General features: G+C 55.6%; 13 protein-coding genes. 6 read left to right on the top strand and 7 right to left on the bottom strand.

Features of this window, described 5'->3' with window-relative positions; genetic code table 11:
- Window positions 1-11: 11 nt before the first annotated feature.
- Together OB87_RS06570 and yebS are read right to left on the bottom strand one after the other, a co-directional pair.
- Entirely contained in the window at window positions 12-2,642 is a 2,631-nt protein-coding gene (locus OB87_RS06570) for a PqiB family protein (RefSeq protein WP_033568643.1), read from the bottom strand.
- Window positions 2,643-2,658: 16 nt separating this feature from the next.
- Window positions 2,659-3,897, bottom strand: a complete 1,239-nt coding sequence (gene yebS / locus OB87_RS06565) for a membrane integrity lipid transport subunit YebS (protein WP_033568664.1) — start codon at window positions 3,895-3,897, stop codon at window positions 2,659-2,661.
- Window positions 3,898-4,196: 299 nt separating this feature from the next.
- Here yebS and OB87_RS06560 point away from each other — a divergent pair, with 299 nt between their 5' ends.
- The 3 genes from OB87_RS06560 (at window position 4,197) to prc (ending at window position 7,560) form a co-directional block, all read left to right on the top strand.
- The gene (locus tag OB87_RS06560) at window positions 4,197-4,703 is read left to right on the top strand and encodes a GAF domain-containing protein (protein WP_033568642.1); all 507 of its coding nucleotides are present in this window, start codon (window positions 4,197-4,199) and stop codon (window positions 4,701-4,703) included.
- A gap of 84 nt (window positions 4,704-4,787) precedes the next feature.
- On the top strand, window positions 4,788-5,519 hold the full coding sequence (proQ, locus tag OB87_RS06555; RefSeq protein WP_033568641.1) for an RNA chaperone ProQ: 732 nt from the start codon (window positions 4,788-4,790) through the stop codon (window positions 5,517-5,519).
- A 19-nt stretch (window positions 5,520-5,538) separates the two neighbouring features.
- Entirely contained in the window at window positions 5,539-7,560 is a 2,022-nt protein-coding gene (gene prc / locus OB87_RS06550; RefSeq protein ID WP_033568640.1) for a carboxy terminal-processing peptidase, read from the top strand.
- 182 nt (window positions 7,561-7,742) lie between these two features.
- Here the strand turns inward: prc and OB87_RS06545 are convergent, their stop codons facing one another.
- A complete protein-coding gene (locus OB87_RS06545; RefSeq protein WP_033568639.1) occupies window positions 7,743-8,666 on the bottom strand; it encodes a LysR family transcriptional regulator in 924 nt (307 codons plus the stop codon).
- A gap of 115 nt (window positions 8,667-8,781) precedes the next feature.
- On the opposite strand from OB87_RS06545, the gene OB87_RS06540 reads away from it, so the two are divergent.
- The 3 genes from OB87_RS06540 (at window position 8,782) to OB87_RS06530 (ending at window position 11,799) form a co-directional block, all read left to right on the top strand.
- Window positions 8,782-9,915, top strand: coding sequence for a metallophosphoesterase (locus OB87_RS06540; RefSeq protein ID WP_033568638.1), 1,134 nt, complete (start codon window positions 8,782-8,784; stop codon window positions 9,913-9,915).
- A 25-nt stretch (window positions 9,916-9,940) separates the two neighbouring features.
- Complete coding sequence (locus OB87_RS06535; RefSeq protein WP_033568637.1) at window positions 9,941-10,789, top strand: SDR family NAD(P)-dependent oxidoreductase; 849 nt, start codon at window positions 9,941-9,943, stop codon at window positions 10,787-10,789.
- Between the two features lie 227 nt (window positions 10,790-11,016).
- On the top strand, window positions 11,017-11,799 hold the full coding sequence (locus OB87_RS06530; protein WP_033568636.1) for an SDR family NAD(P)-dependent oxidoreductase: 783 nt from the start codon (window positions 11,017-11,019) through the stop codon (window positions 11,797-11,799).
- Window positions 11,800-12,013: 214 nt separating this feature from the next.
- Here the strand turns inward: OB87_RS06530 and OB87_RS06525 are convergent, their stop codons facing one another.
- From OB87_RS06525 to narX, 4 genes are all read right to left on the bottom strand, one after another.
- Entirely contained in the window at window positions 12,014-13,069 is a 1,056-nt protein-coding gene (locus tag OB87_RS06525) for a DUF481 domain-containing protein (RefSeq protein WP_033568635.1), read from the bottom strand.
- A gap of 229 nt (window positions 13,070-13,298) precedes the next feature.
- Window positions 13,299-14,567 carry an acyltransferase family protein gene (locus tag OB87_RS06520; protein WP_033568634.1) on the bottom strand — a complete coding sequence of 423 codons (1,269 nt, stop codon included), beginning with the start codon at window positions 14,565-14,567 and terminating at the stop codon, window positions 13,299-13,301.
- A 260-nt stretch (window positions 14,568-14,827) separates the two neighbouring features.
- The gene (gene narL / locus OB87_RS06515; protein WP_033568633.1) at window positions 14,828-15,475 is read right to left on the bottom strand and encodes a two-component system response regulator NarL; all 648 of its coding nucleotides are present in this window, start codon (window positions 15,473-15,475) and stop codon (window positions 14,828-14,830) included.
- Window positions 15,468-17,297 (bottom strand): nitrate/nitrite two-component system sensor histidine kinase NarX, encoded by a 1,830-nt coding sequence (narX, locus tag OB87_RS06510; RefSeq protein WP_033568632.1) that lies wholly within the window; start codon window positions 17,295-17,297, stop codon window positions 15,468-15,470. The genes narL and narX overlap by 8 nt, the downstream gene beginning before the upstream one ends.
- Window positions 17,298-17,688 lie beyond the last annotated feature (391 nt).

The following is a 17,688-nucleotide window of genomic DNA, read 5'->3' as shown; positions in this document are numbered from 1 at the left end:
AGAGATGGCGCTTATCGTTCCGGCAGCGCGGTTCCCCAGTCGCGCCAGCCACCTGGCTCTTCAACGTGCAGCAGGAAGTGCTTGCCTGCCTGCGCCATAGGGGCCAGCGGTGTGGCTGGTGGGGTGGCGAAGGCAATGCCGCCGCGAATAAATTGCTGGAAGGTGCCGCTCTTGAAAACGCCACCGGTCAGACCAAACTGTAGGTTGTAGCCGGAAGCCAGCCAAAATACCGAATTGTCGCGCACCAGATTCGCATGGCGTTTGCTGATGCGTAGCGCCACCGATACCCGGTCGGACAGGGAACCCAGCGACAGGCCGGTCACCGTGCCGACCTCAATCCCGCGGAACAACACCGGAGTGCCGATTTGCAGCGACCCGGCTTCGGCGGTATCCACGCTGATGTTCAGCCCATCCTGATAACGGGAGTCGGAAATGGTGGCTTTTTGTAGTTCAAAACTGCGGGTAAAGGCACCGCTGCCGGGTTCGACGTTGATATACGGCTGGATCAGGGTTTCCAGATGATTGACACCGGCAGCGGAGATCTCCGGCGTTACCATTGAGAAACGGGTGCCAGCGCGGGCAAAACTACGAACATATTCAGGATAGAGCACCGCCTGCACCAGTACTTGATCCCGCTGCTCCGCCAGCTTCAGCGATTCCAGTTGACCGATATCAATGCCGAGATAACGAATCGGCATTCCGGCGGAGAGTTTGCTGGCGTCGTAGGTCCGTAACGTAATACGGCTACCAATCGCTCGGGCGGCGGTTTCATTGCTGTATAACGGACGCTTGCCACCTTGTACGTCAGCGGCACCGTCTACATTGTCGAAGCTGATAGCCCCTTTCAGTGCCCGGCTAAGCGGTGATGCCTGTACCGTTAGCCCCGCGCCGTTTAGTTGTACCTTTGCACCGCCTTCCGCCCAGAAGACACTGTTGTCGGTCAATAGGTTGCGGTATTCCGGTCGGACATAAACATCGATTTCGAAGGTATCGGCTTTCGGACGAATGCGGGTGATTTCACCCACCTGAAACTTGCGGTACAGCACGACCGAGCCTTCCTGAATGTCCGGCAGGCTGTCGGTCAGTAGTGTCAGGGTGGTGGGGGGATTGGCACCCTGAATCCCGGCACCAGCCTTTTCCCGATCGCTGTAAAGTGGATAACGCGGCTGCGCCTCGCCGGTGCGTCCCGGCAACACCGTCACACCACCGCTCAACCACTCCTGGGCGCTGGCCCCCAGCACCTGAACACCGTCCAGCCCCATTTTGACGTTGACCCGGCTGCTGGCGATGAACTGGCTGTCTTTATGCAACAGATGGCGGTATTGATGGTCGATAACGGCGGTAAAACTGACGCCGTTATCGGTTAAGGCGCGTTGAACAATCCGGCCGATTTGCACGCCGTGCAGGATAACCGGCTGGCCACTGTCGATGCCGTAACTCTGGCTGGCGGTCAATTCAACGGTGAGTGCGCCGGGCTGCTGTAGCTGCTGTTGGGTGGTATCAGGCACCGTGAAATGTTGCCTTGGCTCGCCCTCACCGGGGATCAGCGTCAGCGTGGTGCCGCCCAGTAGACTAGGTACGTTGAGGTCGCTCAACGATAAGCGCGGTGCTGCCAGTTCGATGCGGGTCTTTTCCCGCATCAACGGTACGACTGACGGGTCGACAATCAGCTCTCCGGTGACGCGTTGATCCGCATCCAGCGCGATGCGTTGCAGCGTACCGACTTCCAGCCCCTGATAAAGCAGCGGCGTATGCCCCGCCCGCAGTTTATCGCCGGAAGGCAGATCCAGTGTTATCTGTACGCCGCGTTGGCTATGCGCCAGGTCTGGGTACAGGGTGTAGTTCTGGTCTGCGGCGGCCGCGTCCCCTTGCTCGGGGGAGTCGAACGCGATGGCACCGTTGACCAGTGTGGACAGGTTCTGCATTTCGACAGTCGCGCCGCTGAGGCTGACATCGGCTTTCAGGCCGGACACGTTCCAGAAGCGGCTGTCTTTTTTTACCAGCTCAGTAAACCGGCGGTCGATCAACACATCGATCATCACACCGTTGTGATCGGGGTTGATGCTGTAATCGTAGACTTTCCCTACCGGCATTTTACGAAAATAGACCAGCGAACCCGTGTTTAGCGAACCCAGATCGTCGGCACGCAGGTGTATCATTAATTCACCGCTGTTAACGCGGTATTTGGGCTGCGTGTCCTGAGCGGTGAAGTGACTGGCAGGGTCACCGCCGCCGGGTAACATACCGATGTAGTTACCACCAACCAATGCATCCAGCCCCGACACACCAGCCAGCGATGCTTTGGGGGTCACCAGCCAGAATTGGGTGCCGCTGCGCAATGCCTCTTTCATGTCATTACGAATGCTGGCGATGACCTGAATAGTGCGTAAATCGTCGCTGAGCTTAATATTGCGCACGGTGCCGATCTCGACGCCCTGATAGCGCACCGGCGTGCGGCCAGGAATGATGCCGTCTGCCGATACGAAATCGATGGTGACCGTCGCGCCTCGCTCCTGCTGGTTGGTGTAAAGCAGCCAGCAGGCGATCAGCAGGGCGATAAAAGGAAGCAACCAGAATGGCGACAGGCGCCGCCGGGCTTTGACGTTGGCTTCAGTTGGTGTCATCGGCGTTTGGTTCTGCATTATTACCCTACAATGATTAATCGTTATCCCACATCAGTCGGCTATCCAGCCACTCGACGGACAATAGAGTCAGAATAACGGCGGCACCAAAATAAAACGCCGCCGGTCCCATGGTAAAAGCAAGCAATTGGTCGCGGTTAACCAGCGACATGGTCAAGGCGATCACGAACAGATCAAGCATTGACCAGCGCCCGATCCAGGTCATAAGGCGCAGCAGCCGCATACGCGCCATCAGACTGTGTTGGACCCGAAAGTGAATACTCAGCAGCAGGGTCGAGGTAATAATCACCTTGCTGAACGGCACCAGAATACTGGCGATAAAAACCACCAGTGCCACGGGAACGTTCCCGGCAGCCAGCGACATAATTCCTGAAAAAATGGTGTCTTCCCGACGAACGCCGTTGACGTAAATCACCGATATCGGCAGCAGATTGGCGGGAAACAGCAGGATCACCGAGGTAATCAGCGCAGCCCAGGATTTCTGCAGACTATAAGGACGGCGTGGTGTCAGCGGAATATGACAGCGGCGGCAGCGGCCGCGATGGTCCGGCGCAGCGGTGAAATAGCAGGAGAGGCAGACCAGCGCCTGTGGTGAGGCTGACGCCGTGCGTTGTGGATAGAAGCGTTGCCAGAGTTGTTCGGGATTAAGATGAATCAGGGTCAACAAACTGAGCGCCATCAGCGCCAGAAACGCCAGCAGCCCGTTGCCGGGCAGCACCTCGGAGAACTCGCGCACCTTAATCGAAGCGACCGCCAGACCGACCAGATACACATCCAGCATCACCCACGCTTTCAAACGTTCAAACAACAACAGCACCGGGCGCAGGTTCATGCCGACCCGCGGGGCGAAAAACAGGTACAGCAGGGCGAATACCAACGTCACCGGCGCGCCGATGATACAAAACGCCACCATACTGGCGGTGACCGGGTGCCCCTGACGAGTCATCTGCCAGATACCTTCCAACAGGCTGGCGTTAATCGACACGCCGAGCAACCGGATATTAATCAGCGGTTCTGTATAGGCGAAGGGCATCAGTACCAGCATGGCGAGCGCCATCGCCGCCAGTCGGACAATCGGCCAGTCACGGCCGCTGGCGATATGCGCCGCGCAGCGTGGGCAGTGGCCGTGCTGATGGCGCTTGAGCCGGGGCAGCGTGAACAATAGGTCGCATTGCGGACAACGTTGAAGACGCCGCGGCGCAGCAGGCGGCGAGTCAGCCGACCCGACGGACGGGGCGGCGTTATAAATTTTCATATTTCCTGCGGGCAGGTTAACAGGACAGGTATTATCATAGTGTAACTGAATGATGAACGACACAAAATCACTGCTACTCTTGTCAGTTGAAGTAGTGATGGCGTCGCCAGGTGGTAGCCCGTATGGCAACGACAGGGTGCCTGACAAACGGTATACATCCTGTTCGGTGATGGTGCCGTGCGGTGACAGTTGGGCTAACACGAGAAATCCTGTAGCATCCTGATCCGAAACTTTATCTATGTGCTGCGGGCGTCAGCCGTCAGGCGGTCCGTAAAGACAATGTGTGCCTATTGCAAGCGATGAAAAAAGAACAATTCTATGATGAGCTGGTGCGTGATCTGACGGCGTTGATTGCCGATGAAGATCGCTTCATCACGATATTATCAAACAGCAGTGCGTTACTGTTTGAACGACTGGATGGTGTGAACTGGGCTGGCTTTTACCTGCTGAACGGTGAGACGTTGTTTCTCGGGCCGTTTCAGGGGCGTCCGGCTTGTGTACGTATTCCGGCTGGAAAAGGGGTCTGTGGTCGGGCGGTTGCGGAAAACCGCGTGCAGCGGGTTGGCGATGTGCATGAATTCCCCGGTCATATCGCCTGTGACGCCGCCAGCAATGCCGAAATTGTGTTACCGCTGACGGTTGACGGGCAGTTGATTGGCGTACTGGATATCGACAGTACTATTCATCACCGTTTTGATGATGTGGACGAAGACGGGCTGAATGCTGTGGCGGCGGCATTATGCCGTCAGTTGTCACAGAGTGACGTACTGGCTTTCATCAATTCTCTTACGTTGCGACAAGGATAACGTAGCAATTGCCGATGGCGTCATTATAATGACGCCTGTTCATGCCTGCGCTGGTTGGCAAACCCGTTGTAATCAGGAAATTTCATGGAAAATCAACCTAAGTTGAACAGTAGTAAAGAAGTGATCGCCTATCTGGCAGAGCGTTTTCCGCTCTGTTTCACCCTTGAAGGCGAAGCGCGTCCGTTAAAGATTGGTATTTTTCAGGATCTGGTCGAACGCGTGTCCGAATCTGAACACGTCAGCAAGACGCAGTTGCGCTCTGCACTCCGTCTTTATACGTCGAGCTGGCGCTATCTGTATGGCGTCAAACTGGGTGCCCAACGCGTCGATCTCGATGGCAATGCGTGCGGTGAGCTTGAGCAGCAGCATGTAGAACATGCGCGCAAGCAACTGGAAGAGGCCAAAGCCCGTGTTCAGGCCCAACGGGCCGAGCAGCAGGCGAAGAAGCGTGAGTCTGGCGAAGCCGAACCGTCCCGTCCGCGTCCGGCTGGCAGCAGAAATGCGCCACGTCGTGAGCGAGATGCCGCTGGTGCTGCGCCGCGCAAACCGCGTTCTCCTTCTTCCCGTTCTGCACAGTCTGTTTCCTCGTCATCCGAAAAATCCCAACCCCGTCAGCCTAAAGCAGCCCGAGTGGTGCAACCAGAACGGCAGGCGGTGACGGATATTTCCAGCCTGCAAATTGGCCAGGAAATCAAAGTCAGGGCTGGCAAAAACGCCATGGATGCTACTGTGCTTGAGATCGCCAAAGATGGAGTCAGAGTACAGCTGGCTTCCGGTCTGGCGATGATCGTACGCGCAGAACATTTGCAGTTCTGATACGGAGGCCAACCAGGGCATGAACAAATTTGTCAAAGTAGTGGCGTTAACCTGGCTTTTGCTGTCTGGATGCAGTTTTGCCAGTGAGAATATCACCCGCGCGGATCAAATCCCTCAATTGCAGCCGGAAGCGCAACACGCCACCGTTAGCGAACGGGTTGCGTCGCGTTTCCTGCGTTCCCACTATCGCCAGTTCATGTTGGACGCGCAGTTTTCCGGTAAGATTTTTGACCGTTACCTCAACATGCTGGATTACAGCCATAACGTGTTGCTGGCTTCTGATGTGGCGCAGTTTTCCGGTCAGAAGGGCGAGTTGGGCGACGACCTGAAAAACGGCAAGCTCAGCCTGCCATACGCCATGTACAATCTGGCGCAGAAACGTCGTTTTGAACGTTACCAGTATGCGCTGACGCTGCTGGAAAAACCGATCAATCTGAACGGCAATGATGTTATCGATCTGGATCGTGCCAAGGCTCCCTGGCCGCAAAACGCGGATGAACTGAACGCATTGTGGAATGCCAAGGTTAAATATGATTGGTTGAGCCTGAAACTGACTGGCAAGACCGATACAGAAATCAAGGAAACACTCACCAAACGTTATCAGTTTGCGATTCGCCGTCTGGTACAGACCAACAGCGAAGACGTGTTTCAGTTGATCATGAACGCCTTTGCGCGGGAAATTGATCCACACACCAGTTATCTGTCACCGCGTAATACCGAGCAGTTCAATACCGAGATGAGCCTGTCGCTGGAAGGCATCGGCGCGGTATTGCAGATGGATGAAGATTACACGGTGATCAACTCCATGGTGCCGGGTGGCCCCGCGGCTAAAAGTAAACGCATCAGCGTTGGCGATCGTATCGTTGGTGTCGGCCAGGCGGGTAAGCCAATGGTGGATGTGATCGGCTGGCGTCTGGATGACGTAGTGGCGTTAATCAAAGGGCCGAAAGGCAGCAAGGTGCGTCTGGAAGTACTGCCAGCAGGCAAAGGCACCAAAACGCAAACCATTACCCTGACCCGTGAACGTATCCGTCTGGAAGATCGTGCGGTGAAAATGTCCATCAAGGACGCGGGTAAAGACAAGGTTGGTGTACTGGATATCCCCGGATTCTACGTCGGGTTGACGGATGATGTGAAAGTGCAGTTGCAGAAGCTTGAGAAAGAGCATGTCAGCAGCATCATCATCGACCTGCGTGGCAACGGCGGTGGCGCACTGACAGAAGCCGTCGGGCTGTCTGGGCTGTTCATTCCTACCGGCCCGGTGGTGCAGGTACGTGATAATAACGGCAAAGTGCGTGAAGACAGCGACACTGATGACACCATCTATTACAAAGGCCCACTGGTAGTGCTGGTCGATCGCTTCAGTGCTTCGGCATCGGAAATTTTCGCAGCGGCGATGCAGGATTACGGCCGTGCGCTGATTGTCGGCGAACCGACCTTCGGTAAAGGGACGGTGCAACAATATCGTTCTCTTAACCGTATTTACGATCAGATGCTGCGTCCGGAATGGCCAGCACTGGGTTCGGTGCAATACACCATCCAGAAGTTCTATCGTATCAATGGCGGCAGTACCCAGCGTAAAGGGGTTACGCCGGATATCGTGATGCCGACTGGCAATGAGATGGTGGATACCGGTGAGAAGTTTGAAGACAACGCCTTGCCGTGGGACAGCATCAAACCAGCCAGTTATACGGTGATAGGCGACATGAAGCCGTTGTTGCCGGGGCTTATCGAGCAGCATAACGCCCGTATCGCCAAGGATCCGGAGTTCCAGTACATCCAGCAGGATGTGGCTCGCTACCAGGAACTGAAAGAGAAGCGCAACCATGTGTCGTTGAATCTGGCTCAGCGCCAGAAAGAAAACAACGAAGACGAGGCGACGCGTCTGCAACGCATCAACGATCGGCTGAAACGTCAGGGTAAACCGCCGTTGAAAACGCTGGATGACTTGCCGAAGGATTATCAGGATCCGGACGCTTACCTGAACGAAACCGTCCAGATTGCGGAAGACCTGTCTAAGCAAGAATCAAAACCGCAGTAAAGGCGAGTCAGAGCCATAAAGAAAAAGCCCGGTGAGAAAGCCGGGCTTTTTACATCAGGATTAGTCAGTTTCTCCAGTGTAAGCGCTTCAACCCAGCCAGGCACCATCGTTTCGTCAGTCCCCATAGCCTGACAGGCTTCATTCACCGCATGACCCTGTTCAATACCTTGCGCGGCCGCTTTTTATTTACAGGTCACGCCCTGACGCAGGATCTCGATCAACTCTCGCAGGCCCGGCGGAACCTGACGGTGGCCGGGATAATAGATGTGGAATGCCGGTTCTATCGGTGCCCAATCCGGTAGCACTACTTGCAATTCGCCGCACCGCAAGTGTTCGCGGACACGATCTTCCAGGCAGTACATGATGCCTCCGCTGGCAACCGCAATGTCGATACCCAATGTCGTCTCGTTCACGCAGAGCTGGCCCGGCACGTCAATAGATCGGTGTTCGCCATCCTTCTCGAAGTCCCATCGGTAGATGACCCCTTGGCCGGTACGGATCTGGATGCAGTTGTGTACCTTCAGGTCTTCGGGGACGAGCAGCGGTGCGCTGCGATGAAGGTAGCGCGGTGACGCTACAGCGACCCACTTGAGCGGCGAGCCGATCCTGACCGCAACGCAGTCTTCCGGCACCGTACCGCCGAAACGGATACCGGCATCGAAGCCTGCGGCCACGATATCGATCATATGGTCATCTACCGCGACCTCGACTTCGACGTCGGGATAGCTATGCAGAAACTTCGGCAAATGTGTGGCCAGCAAAAGTCGGGCGCTGTCTTGCAGCGCGTTCAACCGCAGCCTGCCCACTGGTCGGTCGCGATGGCGATTCACGTCCGCTAAGGCTCCACCAATTTCAAGGAAGCCGATTTCTAATCGTTTCGCCAGGTTGTCGCCTGCCTCGGTTGGCGACACCGTGCGACTGGTACGGTTGAGCAGGCGCACGCCCAACCGGGCCTCCAGGTTGCGTATGGCATGGCTCAGTGCCGAGGTGGTGATACCCAGTTCGACAGCGGCTTGGGTGAAGCTGCGCAAGCGGTGGACGACCAGGAAAGCATTCAGGTCGGCTAAGTCGGCTCTCGATAAGCGCGCGGTGGGGCGAACACTCATGGCAAATACCCATCGATGAATTCAATTTCACAGACCATTGAATATAGTTCAATTGTTTGTCGGTTATGTGGGGTTATTATACAAAAAATATCAACAGTAAGGTGATTCTTAGCCCGTGTTTCACGTTGCCTTGTTTGTCCTCTACCTCTATGTGGTGTGCCGCTTCGTGTTCCCGCTCCCCTGGTGTACGCGATGCCGCGTGTTGCTGGCCGCCGTGCTGCTGCTGGCGTCCAAGTATCATTTGATCCAGCAATGGGTCTTCGGGACGATGTTTTCCCCAGAGATACCGCGCGCATTGGTGGTGCTGTTTGGTGGGCTGTTCTGTGTCTTCGTACTGCTATTTTTCCTCACGGCAATACTCGACGTGCTGCTGGGAGTGGCCTGGCTGGTGCGTCGTGGTAGGGGCGTTGATGAGCAATTCTGCACGCGGGCACGCTATATCATGGGGGCCGTGGCTCTTGTTCTCTCCGTCATCGGAGTGCATCAGGCCACGCAAGTGCCGGAGGTGCGACGCATCGAGCTGACATTGCACGATCTGCCCCCGACTCTGGATGGATTTAGCCTGGTGCAACTCACCGACCTGCACATTAGCCGACTGCTGAACGGCTCGTGGGCACGGCAGGTGGTCGAGCGCACTAATGCCCTGAACCCCGATCTGATTGTCGTCACCGGCGACCTGATCGACGGCACGATATCGGCCCGGTGCGACGATGTGAAACCACTGGGGGAGCTACGCGCCAAACATGGCGTCGTAACGATCCTGGGCAACCATGAGTACTACTTCAACGCCGATCAGTGGACGGACGTGTTAGAGCAATTGGGTATGCGCGTGCTGGTTAATGAGCATCTGCGCATATCGGTAGATGGCGTAGGGCTTGTTGTGGCGGGTCTGGCTGACCTGGCCGCCCTTGAATACGGGAAGCCAGGTCCCGATGCTGCACACGCCTTGCAAGACGTGCCTCATTACGCTGCAACGGTATTGCTGACCCACCGTCCGGTGGACACCGCGATGCACGCGCAGTCTGGCATCGATCTTCAACTGGCGGGACACACCCATGGCGGAATGATTCGGGGCTTCGATACTCTGATGGTCGCGCCGCTCAATGATGGCTTCGCCTCTGGCTACTACTCCGTTGGTGACATGCACCTGTATGTCAGCAATGGCACGGGGCTCTGGAATGGATTCCCGATCCGTCTCGGCGTACCCGCCGAGATCACGGAAATCACACTCAGGTCGCTCGAGCGCTAACATTTCATTTTGGGAGAGAAAAACGATGCATCCAGCAATTCGTAAAAACGGCGTTGCAGTCATTACAGGGGGGGCAATGGGCATTGGCTACGCCATCGCCCATCGACTCGCCCAGGAAGGTATGCAGCTTGTGCTGCTGGACAGGAATGCAACGGCCCTGATGGCAGCGACTGACCGCCTGCAGGCGACTTTCCCGACGCTGATACAACGTAGCGTGGTTGGGGACGTGACCGACCACGCTACCATCGAGCAGGTGTATCAGGAAGCGGTCGAGCTCGGCGAGATTGCACTGTTGGTCAACAACGCGGCGATCATCAAAGGCGCAGGTCCCTGGGAGAACGCTGAGCAATGGCACAGGATCATGGATATCAACTTCTGGGCCATCTTGGCACTACAGCAGCGCTTCGTGCCCACCCTGATCGAGCAGACTTCGGCCAGTGCCATTGTCAATCTGGGTTCCAAGGAGGGCATCACCACGCCACCGGGTAATGCGGCCTACAGCGTGTCCAAAGCAGCCGTGCGTGTTCTAACGGAACAACTCGCACATGAACTGTGTGAACGTGTGCAAGATCGCGTGACGGCACACCTACTGATTCCGGGATGGACGTTCACTCCGATGAACTTCCCCGATGTATCGGCGGATGCCCCTCAGCCGACGGGGACGTGGAGCGCCGATCAGGTCGTGGATCGGATGGTCGAGAGCTTGAGTGCCGGTGACTTCTACATATTCTGCCAGGACAACGACGTTACCCGTGAAATGGATCAGCGTCGAATGCAATGGTCGGCTGATGACATGATCCAGAACCGGCCAGCGTTGTCGCGCTGGCATCCCGACTGGCGCGAGAAGTTTGCTGAGTTCATGAAGGGAGCGTGACGGCTCGAACTATGAACCTGGATGTGAACGCCACGCGCCTGACCATCAACGGTGGATATTCCACTTGTGTAACTCGCCCAAGCGCACCCGTTATCGCTATGTCATGGGCATCAAGTCTATGTAGATACGCTGTGTTCGGATGATACGTTGCACTCGCGCAGAGGCAAGTACAGCACATCGTCTGGCACATCCCCAATCAATCAGAAATTTCAAGCAGGAGAAGAACAATGACCAAGCCACTTGCACTCATCACCGGCGGCTCAGCAGGAATTGGTCTGGAGATCGCACGCCTTCTGGCAAAGGACGGTAACGACCTCATCATCTCGGGGCGAGAAAAACGCGTCCTCCAAGCGGCAGAGGAACTGCGCAAGTTTGGCGTCGAGGTGCTTCCGGTCCAATCCGATTTATCCACCGAGGCAGGTAATGCCAGTGTTCTCGACGCACTGGTATCTACGGGGCGGCCTTTGGGGATCGCCGTTCTCAATGCCGGTATCGCCATTGGCGGAGCGTTCATCGACATTCCCCTGGAACGGCATCTACAGCTCATTGCCTTGAACGTCACCTCACCAGTGCGGCTGGCCCATGCGGTGATCCCTGGCATGGTGGCAAACGGTGGCGGTAAACTCCTGTTGGTCAGTTCCCTGTCTGCCACCACGCCCACGCCTTACGAGAGCGTATACGGCCCATCCAAGGCATTCCTGTCATCGTTCGGACATAGCATTCGCGAGGAGTTGTCGGGCACTGGCGTACAGGTAACGATCCTTCATCCGGGTGCGACGGCGACCAACTTCCACGCCCGTGCTGGCATGGGCAATACCGGCTTCGGCGACAACAGTTGGAAGAACGATCCGGCCCTGGTGGCGCGACAAGGTTATGACGCCCTTATGCGCGGAGAAACCAGTTTGATCGGTGGTGATGAAACCACCCAGGAAGCAGGTCGCGAGCACAAACGTCTGTCGGAAGAGGAAAAGGCTCAGCGACACGCCAAGATGGCGCGCCCGAGATGTTGAGCATGGAACCTAGAGGTTTATGCCAATAGGCGGCATCCATTGGCTTCATCGCCCCTGACGAGACAGTGCACAATTTTCGTAAAACAGCACATCACTACATGGGGGATGTCGGGGATTCAGGAAGGGTGGCACAATCAAGGCCGTGCCCTCGGGGGGGAACACCGGGTGAGGTAGGTAAACGGTTCCCGCGATAATCGCAGGAACCGGAGGGTTATTACCAGCCGACACCCAGACCCAGTGAGTACAGGGTATCGTTGACGTTGCCCTGAACACTTTCGGTACGGTTGCGGGATACCTTCATACTGACGGATGACCAGTCGGTGACTTTGAAGCGCAGACCGGCACCGGCTTTGAGGTAGAGCGGGGTAGTGCTGTCAAACGACCGGCCCACTTCGCCATCGGTGAATACTTCGGTACGCTTGCCGAACAGGAAGCGATCGTAGTTCCACTTCAGGCCACCGGAGTAGAAATTGTCTTCGCTGTTGTCCTGATAAATAAAGGTCTGGGAGTTCACCAGCGTGGTGACGGAGAAGGAGCCCAAATCGTTATCCCAGAACTGATAACCCGGACCAGTACCAGCGGAGCGGTTGATCTTGATGTTTTCCACCCAGTCGCGTTTGTATTCATAACGACCCTGCCAGAACCAGTGTTCGTCGATGAATTTATCCAGCGCGTACTCGCCGTCGGCGTTTTTGGTGCTTTCCACATTGTCTTCTTTAGTCATGTGGTAGCTGGCATCCAGGTTATGACGCCAGGTGCCGTGACGCAGGCGAGTGTTCAATGTGACATCGCGGTTGTCAGTTTCGGTAGAGCTTTTCTTGTGGGCCAGGCTGACATCAATGTTGCCTTTCCAGGAGAAATCTTCCACCCAACGGTGTGGCACCACCATCGAGTTGATGTCAGTCAGCGGCAGGGTTTCCTGACCGGCGCTAATTTGCTGACCATCTACGCTCGCCGGTTGGGCCACGATGGCACGTGAACTGTCGGACGCTTTGATGGAGGGGTAGAGCACGCCTTTCTCGTAGCGTTGTCCTTGAATCACCATCCCGTGGTCGGTCTGGAAGGTTTTAACTTTGTCCCAGGTGACCGATACGGTGTCGGCATAGTCGGTTTTGATGAATAATTTACCGCTGTCCAGCAGCGTAATCTGGCCGCTGATCTTGTCACCGTTGGTTAACCAGACGGTGTCCGCATAGCTGGTGGAAATGCCAGCGGCGCTGAGGGCGATAAACAGACTCAGCGACGAAAGTGCGTGTTTGGAATGTGTCATGATGTCAGATAAAACAGTGGGTGACTAAAAGTGAAAGACGCCGTTCAGACGGCCTGCCAATGCATCGATATACCGGTTTTTCCCGGCGAGGCAAACATTAACAGGAATCGCGCTGCGTCTCTAGGTATAAGTGTCCCATAATTAGAATGGAAATTGTTATAAACCGTGTGATTAATGATTTACGGCTATAACGGTGATGACGATCACATCACCGCGATAGCCGTTATCATCAGACCGTGCTGCGGGAGGGTTGGAAACGGCGGCTCAGGAAGCGCTCGGTCAATGCCTGTTTCATGCGGATGACCACCTGTTCCTGAAATATTACGCACAGTGCAACGGTGGTCAGCAGGAATACGCCATAGCCGGTCATGGACAGCTCGACCCTTCCGGCTGCGTTGATGCAGGCGGCCCAGTCGCTGAAGCACTGCAATGGGTCGCCGCGTAGCAGCTGTTCCAGCGTGCGGAACAGGTTGAACAACGGTACATGCAAGGCGAAGATCGACAGCGAGGCAGCCCCCAGCCGGGTGGCCCAGATTTTTAGCGTGTCGCTGTCCGGCTCGCGGAAATGGGCGCACAGGCACACCAGCGCAACCTGTGCCGGTAACAGCAGACCGTTATGCAGCAGGAAATACCAGTAGTGGTCGCCATGGGTAAACAGCCAGGTGGCGACGATAAAACTCAGGCTGATAAAGACAACCAGCGCTTTACGTTGCAGGCCACTCAGTGTCGGCAGCGTGCCGTCGCGATATTGGCGGAAAATAGCATAACCCAGTACCCCAGCCAGAAATTCCGGCAGACGTAGCAAAGGGCTGCGTTGTAACAGACCGGTGTAAGGCGCGCCGTATAATTGATTCCAGACAACCCATACCGGCGGCAGCAGGTACAACACAAATATCGCTATCAGCCACAGGCGGGGGTAACGGCTACCTAACAGCCGCGGTGCCAGCAGCGGGAACAGTAAATAGAAGAAGAACAGCGTCGAAACCGACCACAACGGCGCGTTGAACGTCAGAAAATAAGGGTTCCAGGCCTGTAACATCAGTAATTGCAGCAGGCCGTTAAAAGCCAGTTGAGCATTGTCCATGTAATGGCGCAGTGTCTCTGGTGCGACGCTGGGGTCGTTGCTGTCGTAAATCACGAAGCGGGCGCTGGCGACCTGGCCTTCTGGTGGAATCGCCAGCCAGTGCATCAGGCTGACCACCACGATGGATGACACCAGCCCGATGATATGGATCGGGTAGAGGTTAAAAAACCGTTTGGCCCAAAAATGGCGAGCCGGTTCCCGCAACTGACCGTCACGCAGATAAACATGCGTCAGCAGGAAGCCGGATAACACAAAGAACGTGCTGGTGGCGAAAAAACCCATGCTGGTCAGTTCGCTCATAAAGAGGATCTTTTCACGCTGTGGATAAAGATGCACGGTGTGGTAAACCATGACATAACATCCAAGCAGAAACCGGAGCCATTCCAGTCCAATAAATCGTTCTCTGACTTTCATTCTCTTTTTCCTTCGGTAAGCCTGGCGAAAGCGCAATGAAACGCCGAACAAGGTGAGTCTAGGAAAGGAATATGGGGAAATATCTAGGAAAATGGCGATAAAGTACTAAAAACCATGTTCAAGTGTTACTTTATCATTTCTGATGCAAACTAATGTATAGAAGTGTAGGTGAGCGTGTTTTACTGTAATTTTTGACATGAAAAAGCCGGGGCTGCGATACCGTCGGGGGTATCTGGCTGGCGGCGTCCGGCCGCCATCAGTTAAAAAATCTTCTCCTGTACCACCCAGACAGCGGCTTCTACACGGGAGCGCAACTTCATTTTTTTCAGCAGATGTTTGACGTGCACTTTTACCGTGCTTTCGGTAATCGTTAGCTTGCGGGCGATGACCTTGTTGGGCAAACCCTGGGCGATTAGCTTCAGGATATCCTTTTCACGTGGGGTCAGTTGCTGGATATCTCGTGTGTCGCTGCTGCGTGTGTCCCGCAGGCTGGCTGCCAGCACTGGCGTTAGGGCATCGCTGAGTACCATTTTCCCGGCGGCGGCCTGATGCAGCGCTACCAGCAAGTCTTCTGGTTCCATGTCCTTGAGCAGGTAACCATCGGCACCGTTTTTAAATGCGCTGATGACATCTTCTTCGTGGTTGGAAACCGTAAACACCACGACTCGCCCAGATAATGGCGTTTCGCGCAAGCGGGCCAGCGTTTCCAACCCGTTCATGCCAGGCATGTTCAGGTCCAGTAAAATCAGGTCCGGATCCAACTGTTCTGCCAGGGTAACGCCTTGCTCGCCGTGGCTGGCTTCAGCCACCACACACAGGTCGGGAGCCATACTGAGCAGTTGCTTGACGCCGTTGCGCAGCATCGGATGGTCATCAATTAACAGCACGGTGGCGGCATCGTTAGTCATAGCGTTCCTCTGGTAAATGGTCTTCTTCTGATAATACGGCGGGCTGACGGTAGTCTGCCAGAAAACTCACGCAGACTTCTGTGCCGCCGGACGCAAGGCGTTGAATAGTGCAGTCACCGTGCAAGCTTCGGGCGCGATCACGCATGATGATCAGCCCGTAATGATTAGCGCGGCCAATGTCATCACGGATGCCGATGCCGTTATCGCGCACGCGCAGCGCAATGTGCCGCTGTTGCTGACGCAGGGTGATGCTAACGGCGGTAGCCTGCGCATGTTTGTAAATATTGCTCAACGCTTCACGCACAATCTGTAGCACGTGAATGCCCTGATGCGCGGACACGGCCTGTAGCGGCAACTGGTAGTCTAGTACGATATCGTAACCAAGGCGCTGGCTGAATTCGTCCGTCGTGGCCCGCAACGCCGCCAGCAGGCCGGATTCCGACAGTTTAAGCCGGAAGGTTGTCAGCAATTCGCGTAACTGCCGGTAAGCGGTATTGGTTTCATCGCGCATCGCATTCAGTTGTTGTTGTATCTCCGGCGTCAGTGACGTGTGCTGCATTTGCAGGCAACTGATCTGAATCTTCAAACAGGAGAGTGATTGCGCGATAGAGTCATGCAGTTCCCGTGCGATAGTGGCGCGCTCTTCCATCAGCATCAATTGCTGCTGATGGCTGGATTGCCGCTCCAGCGCCAACGTGCTGGTCAGTTGCTCCAGCAAGGTATTAAGCAATTGGTGCTGGTCGGGTGTCAGGTGTTGGTGGTCAGGCAGGCGCGCCAGCACCACACCATAATGGCCGAGCTTATCATGCAGATCCCAACTGACGGGGTTGCCTTCAGCGGGTTCATGGTGCGGAGCAAGACGTTCGCAGCGTTGGCAGTGACTATCCGGGCAGGCATCGGGGTCGGGAATATGCGTCAGATTAGCGGGGGTCACATGTGCCTGGTGATTGTCTTCATAGAGCTGCAACCGGATATCGGACAGCGGCATCAGCGCGCTCAGCTCGTCCAGCACCGGCAACAGTCGGCTGCATAGCGGGGCGTTGGTATGCAGCCGACGACTGACGCGGTAAAGAAACGCCAGGGTATCGTTTTTCTGTTGCAGGTCAGCGGTTTTTTCCGCCACCCGCTGTTCCAGATCGCGGTACATCGCCGACAGTTCATCCGACATATTGTTCAGCGCCTGCGCCAGCGTGCTCATTTCATCCTGACCGCGCAGCGTCACCCGCTGATGGAATTCACCCTGACCGATGCCCTGCGCCATCGATACCAGCTTACGCCAGGGGGTGAGCAGGCGGTGGCGCAAATAGAAAAAGGTGATCAGCAATAGCGACAGCATGATGCCGATAAAAACGCGCTGCACCAGCGTCACCAGCCGCAGGTGCGCCTCGGTTTTCTGGTCGATGGCCAGCACCAGTGCATCAAGATGGTGGACAAAATCGGCCACCGTAGCGGCAGCATCGGCCGGGTGTTCGGCCTGGCGCAGGCGAGGTTTAAGCTGTTCCGCCCAGTAATGTTGCAAGGTGCTGAATTGTTCGCTCAGCCCCTCACGCACGACCGCCTGACGCAGGTCATCGTCGTTTTCATCCTGTTCCAGTTCCTGCAAGTAGCGTTCACTGCTGGTGTTAAGTGGCACCATCGACAGCAGCCGGTAGCTCTGCATCCGCAGCGAACCGGCGGTATTGATGGCGTGCGCATTACCCTGAATGCTCTGCGACATCCAACTGGAAACCACCATGCCTGCGATCCCCAACAGACCTTGCAGTAACATCAGCAACGCAACCAGATTGACCAACGAGAGTGGAAGTCGAAAGCCTCTGAACATCGGGAAACCACCTGTGACGAAAATGGAAACGCGGTTGTGTGATAAACTATACTGCGGGAATGATGCTGCTACACCGTAGGCATGGTGCTACGCTTTGATACGTTAGACAAAAAAGCCAACCCTGCCGACTGTCGTCAGAACAGCCGTATCCATCACAAGGTCATTTTTTCTTATTTTCAGGGGTAACCCCATACTCCTAAAGAAGTACCTCTCAATTTCCATAAGAGGAAGGCGGTGAGTACAGTGATAAAATAAATGACGATAACAGTATGAAACTATGGCATTAACTTGTCATCAGCACTTACCCATTTGGGAGAGGGCGCAAAATGGACGCGTTTTTTTACCCAACAAGCCGTTGATGTATATCAATTTTACTTCGGGCATACCTTCT

Origin of the sequence: Dickeya undicola (assembly GCF_000784735.1) — a bacterium.
In the GTDB taxonomy this organism is placed as follows: Bacteria; Pseudomonadota; Gammaproteobacteria; order Enterobacterales; family Enterobacteriaceae; genus Dickeya; species Dickeya undicola.
The sequence above is the reverse complement of the archived record's forward strand: the minus strand, read 5'-3'. Positions and strand labels throughout refer to the sequence as shown.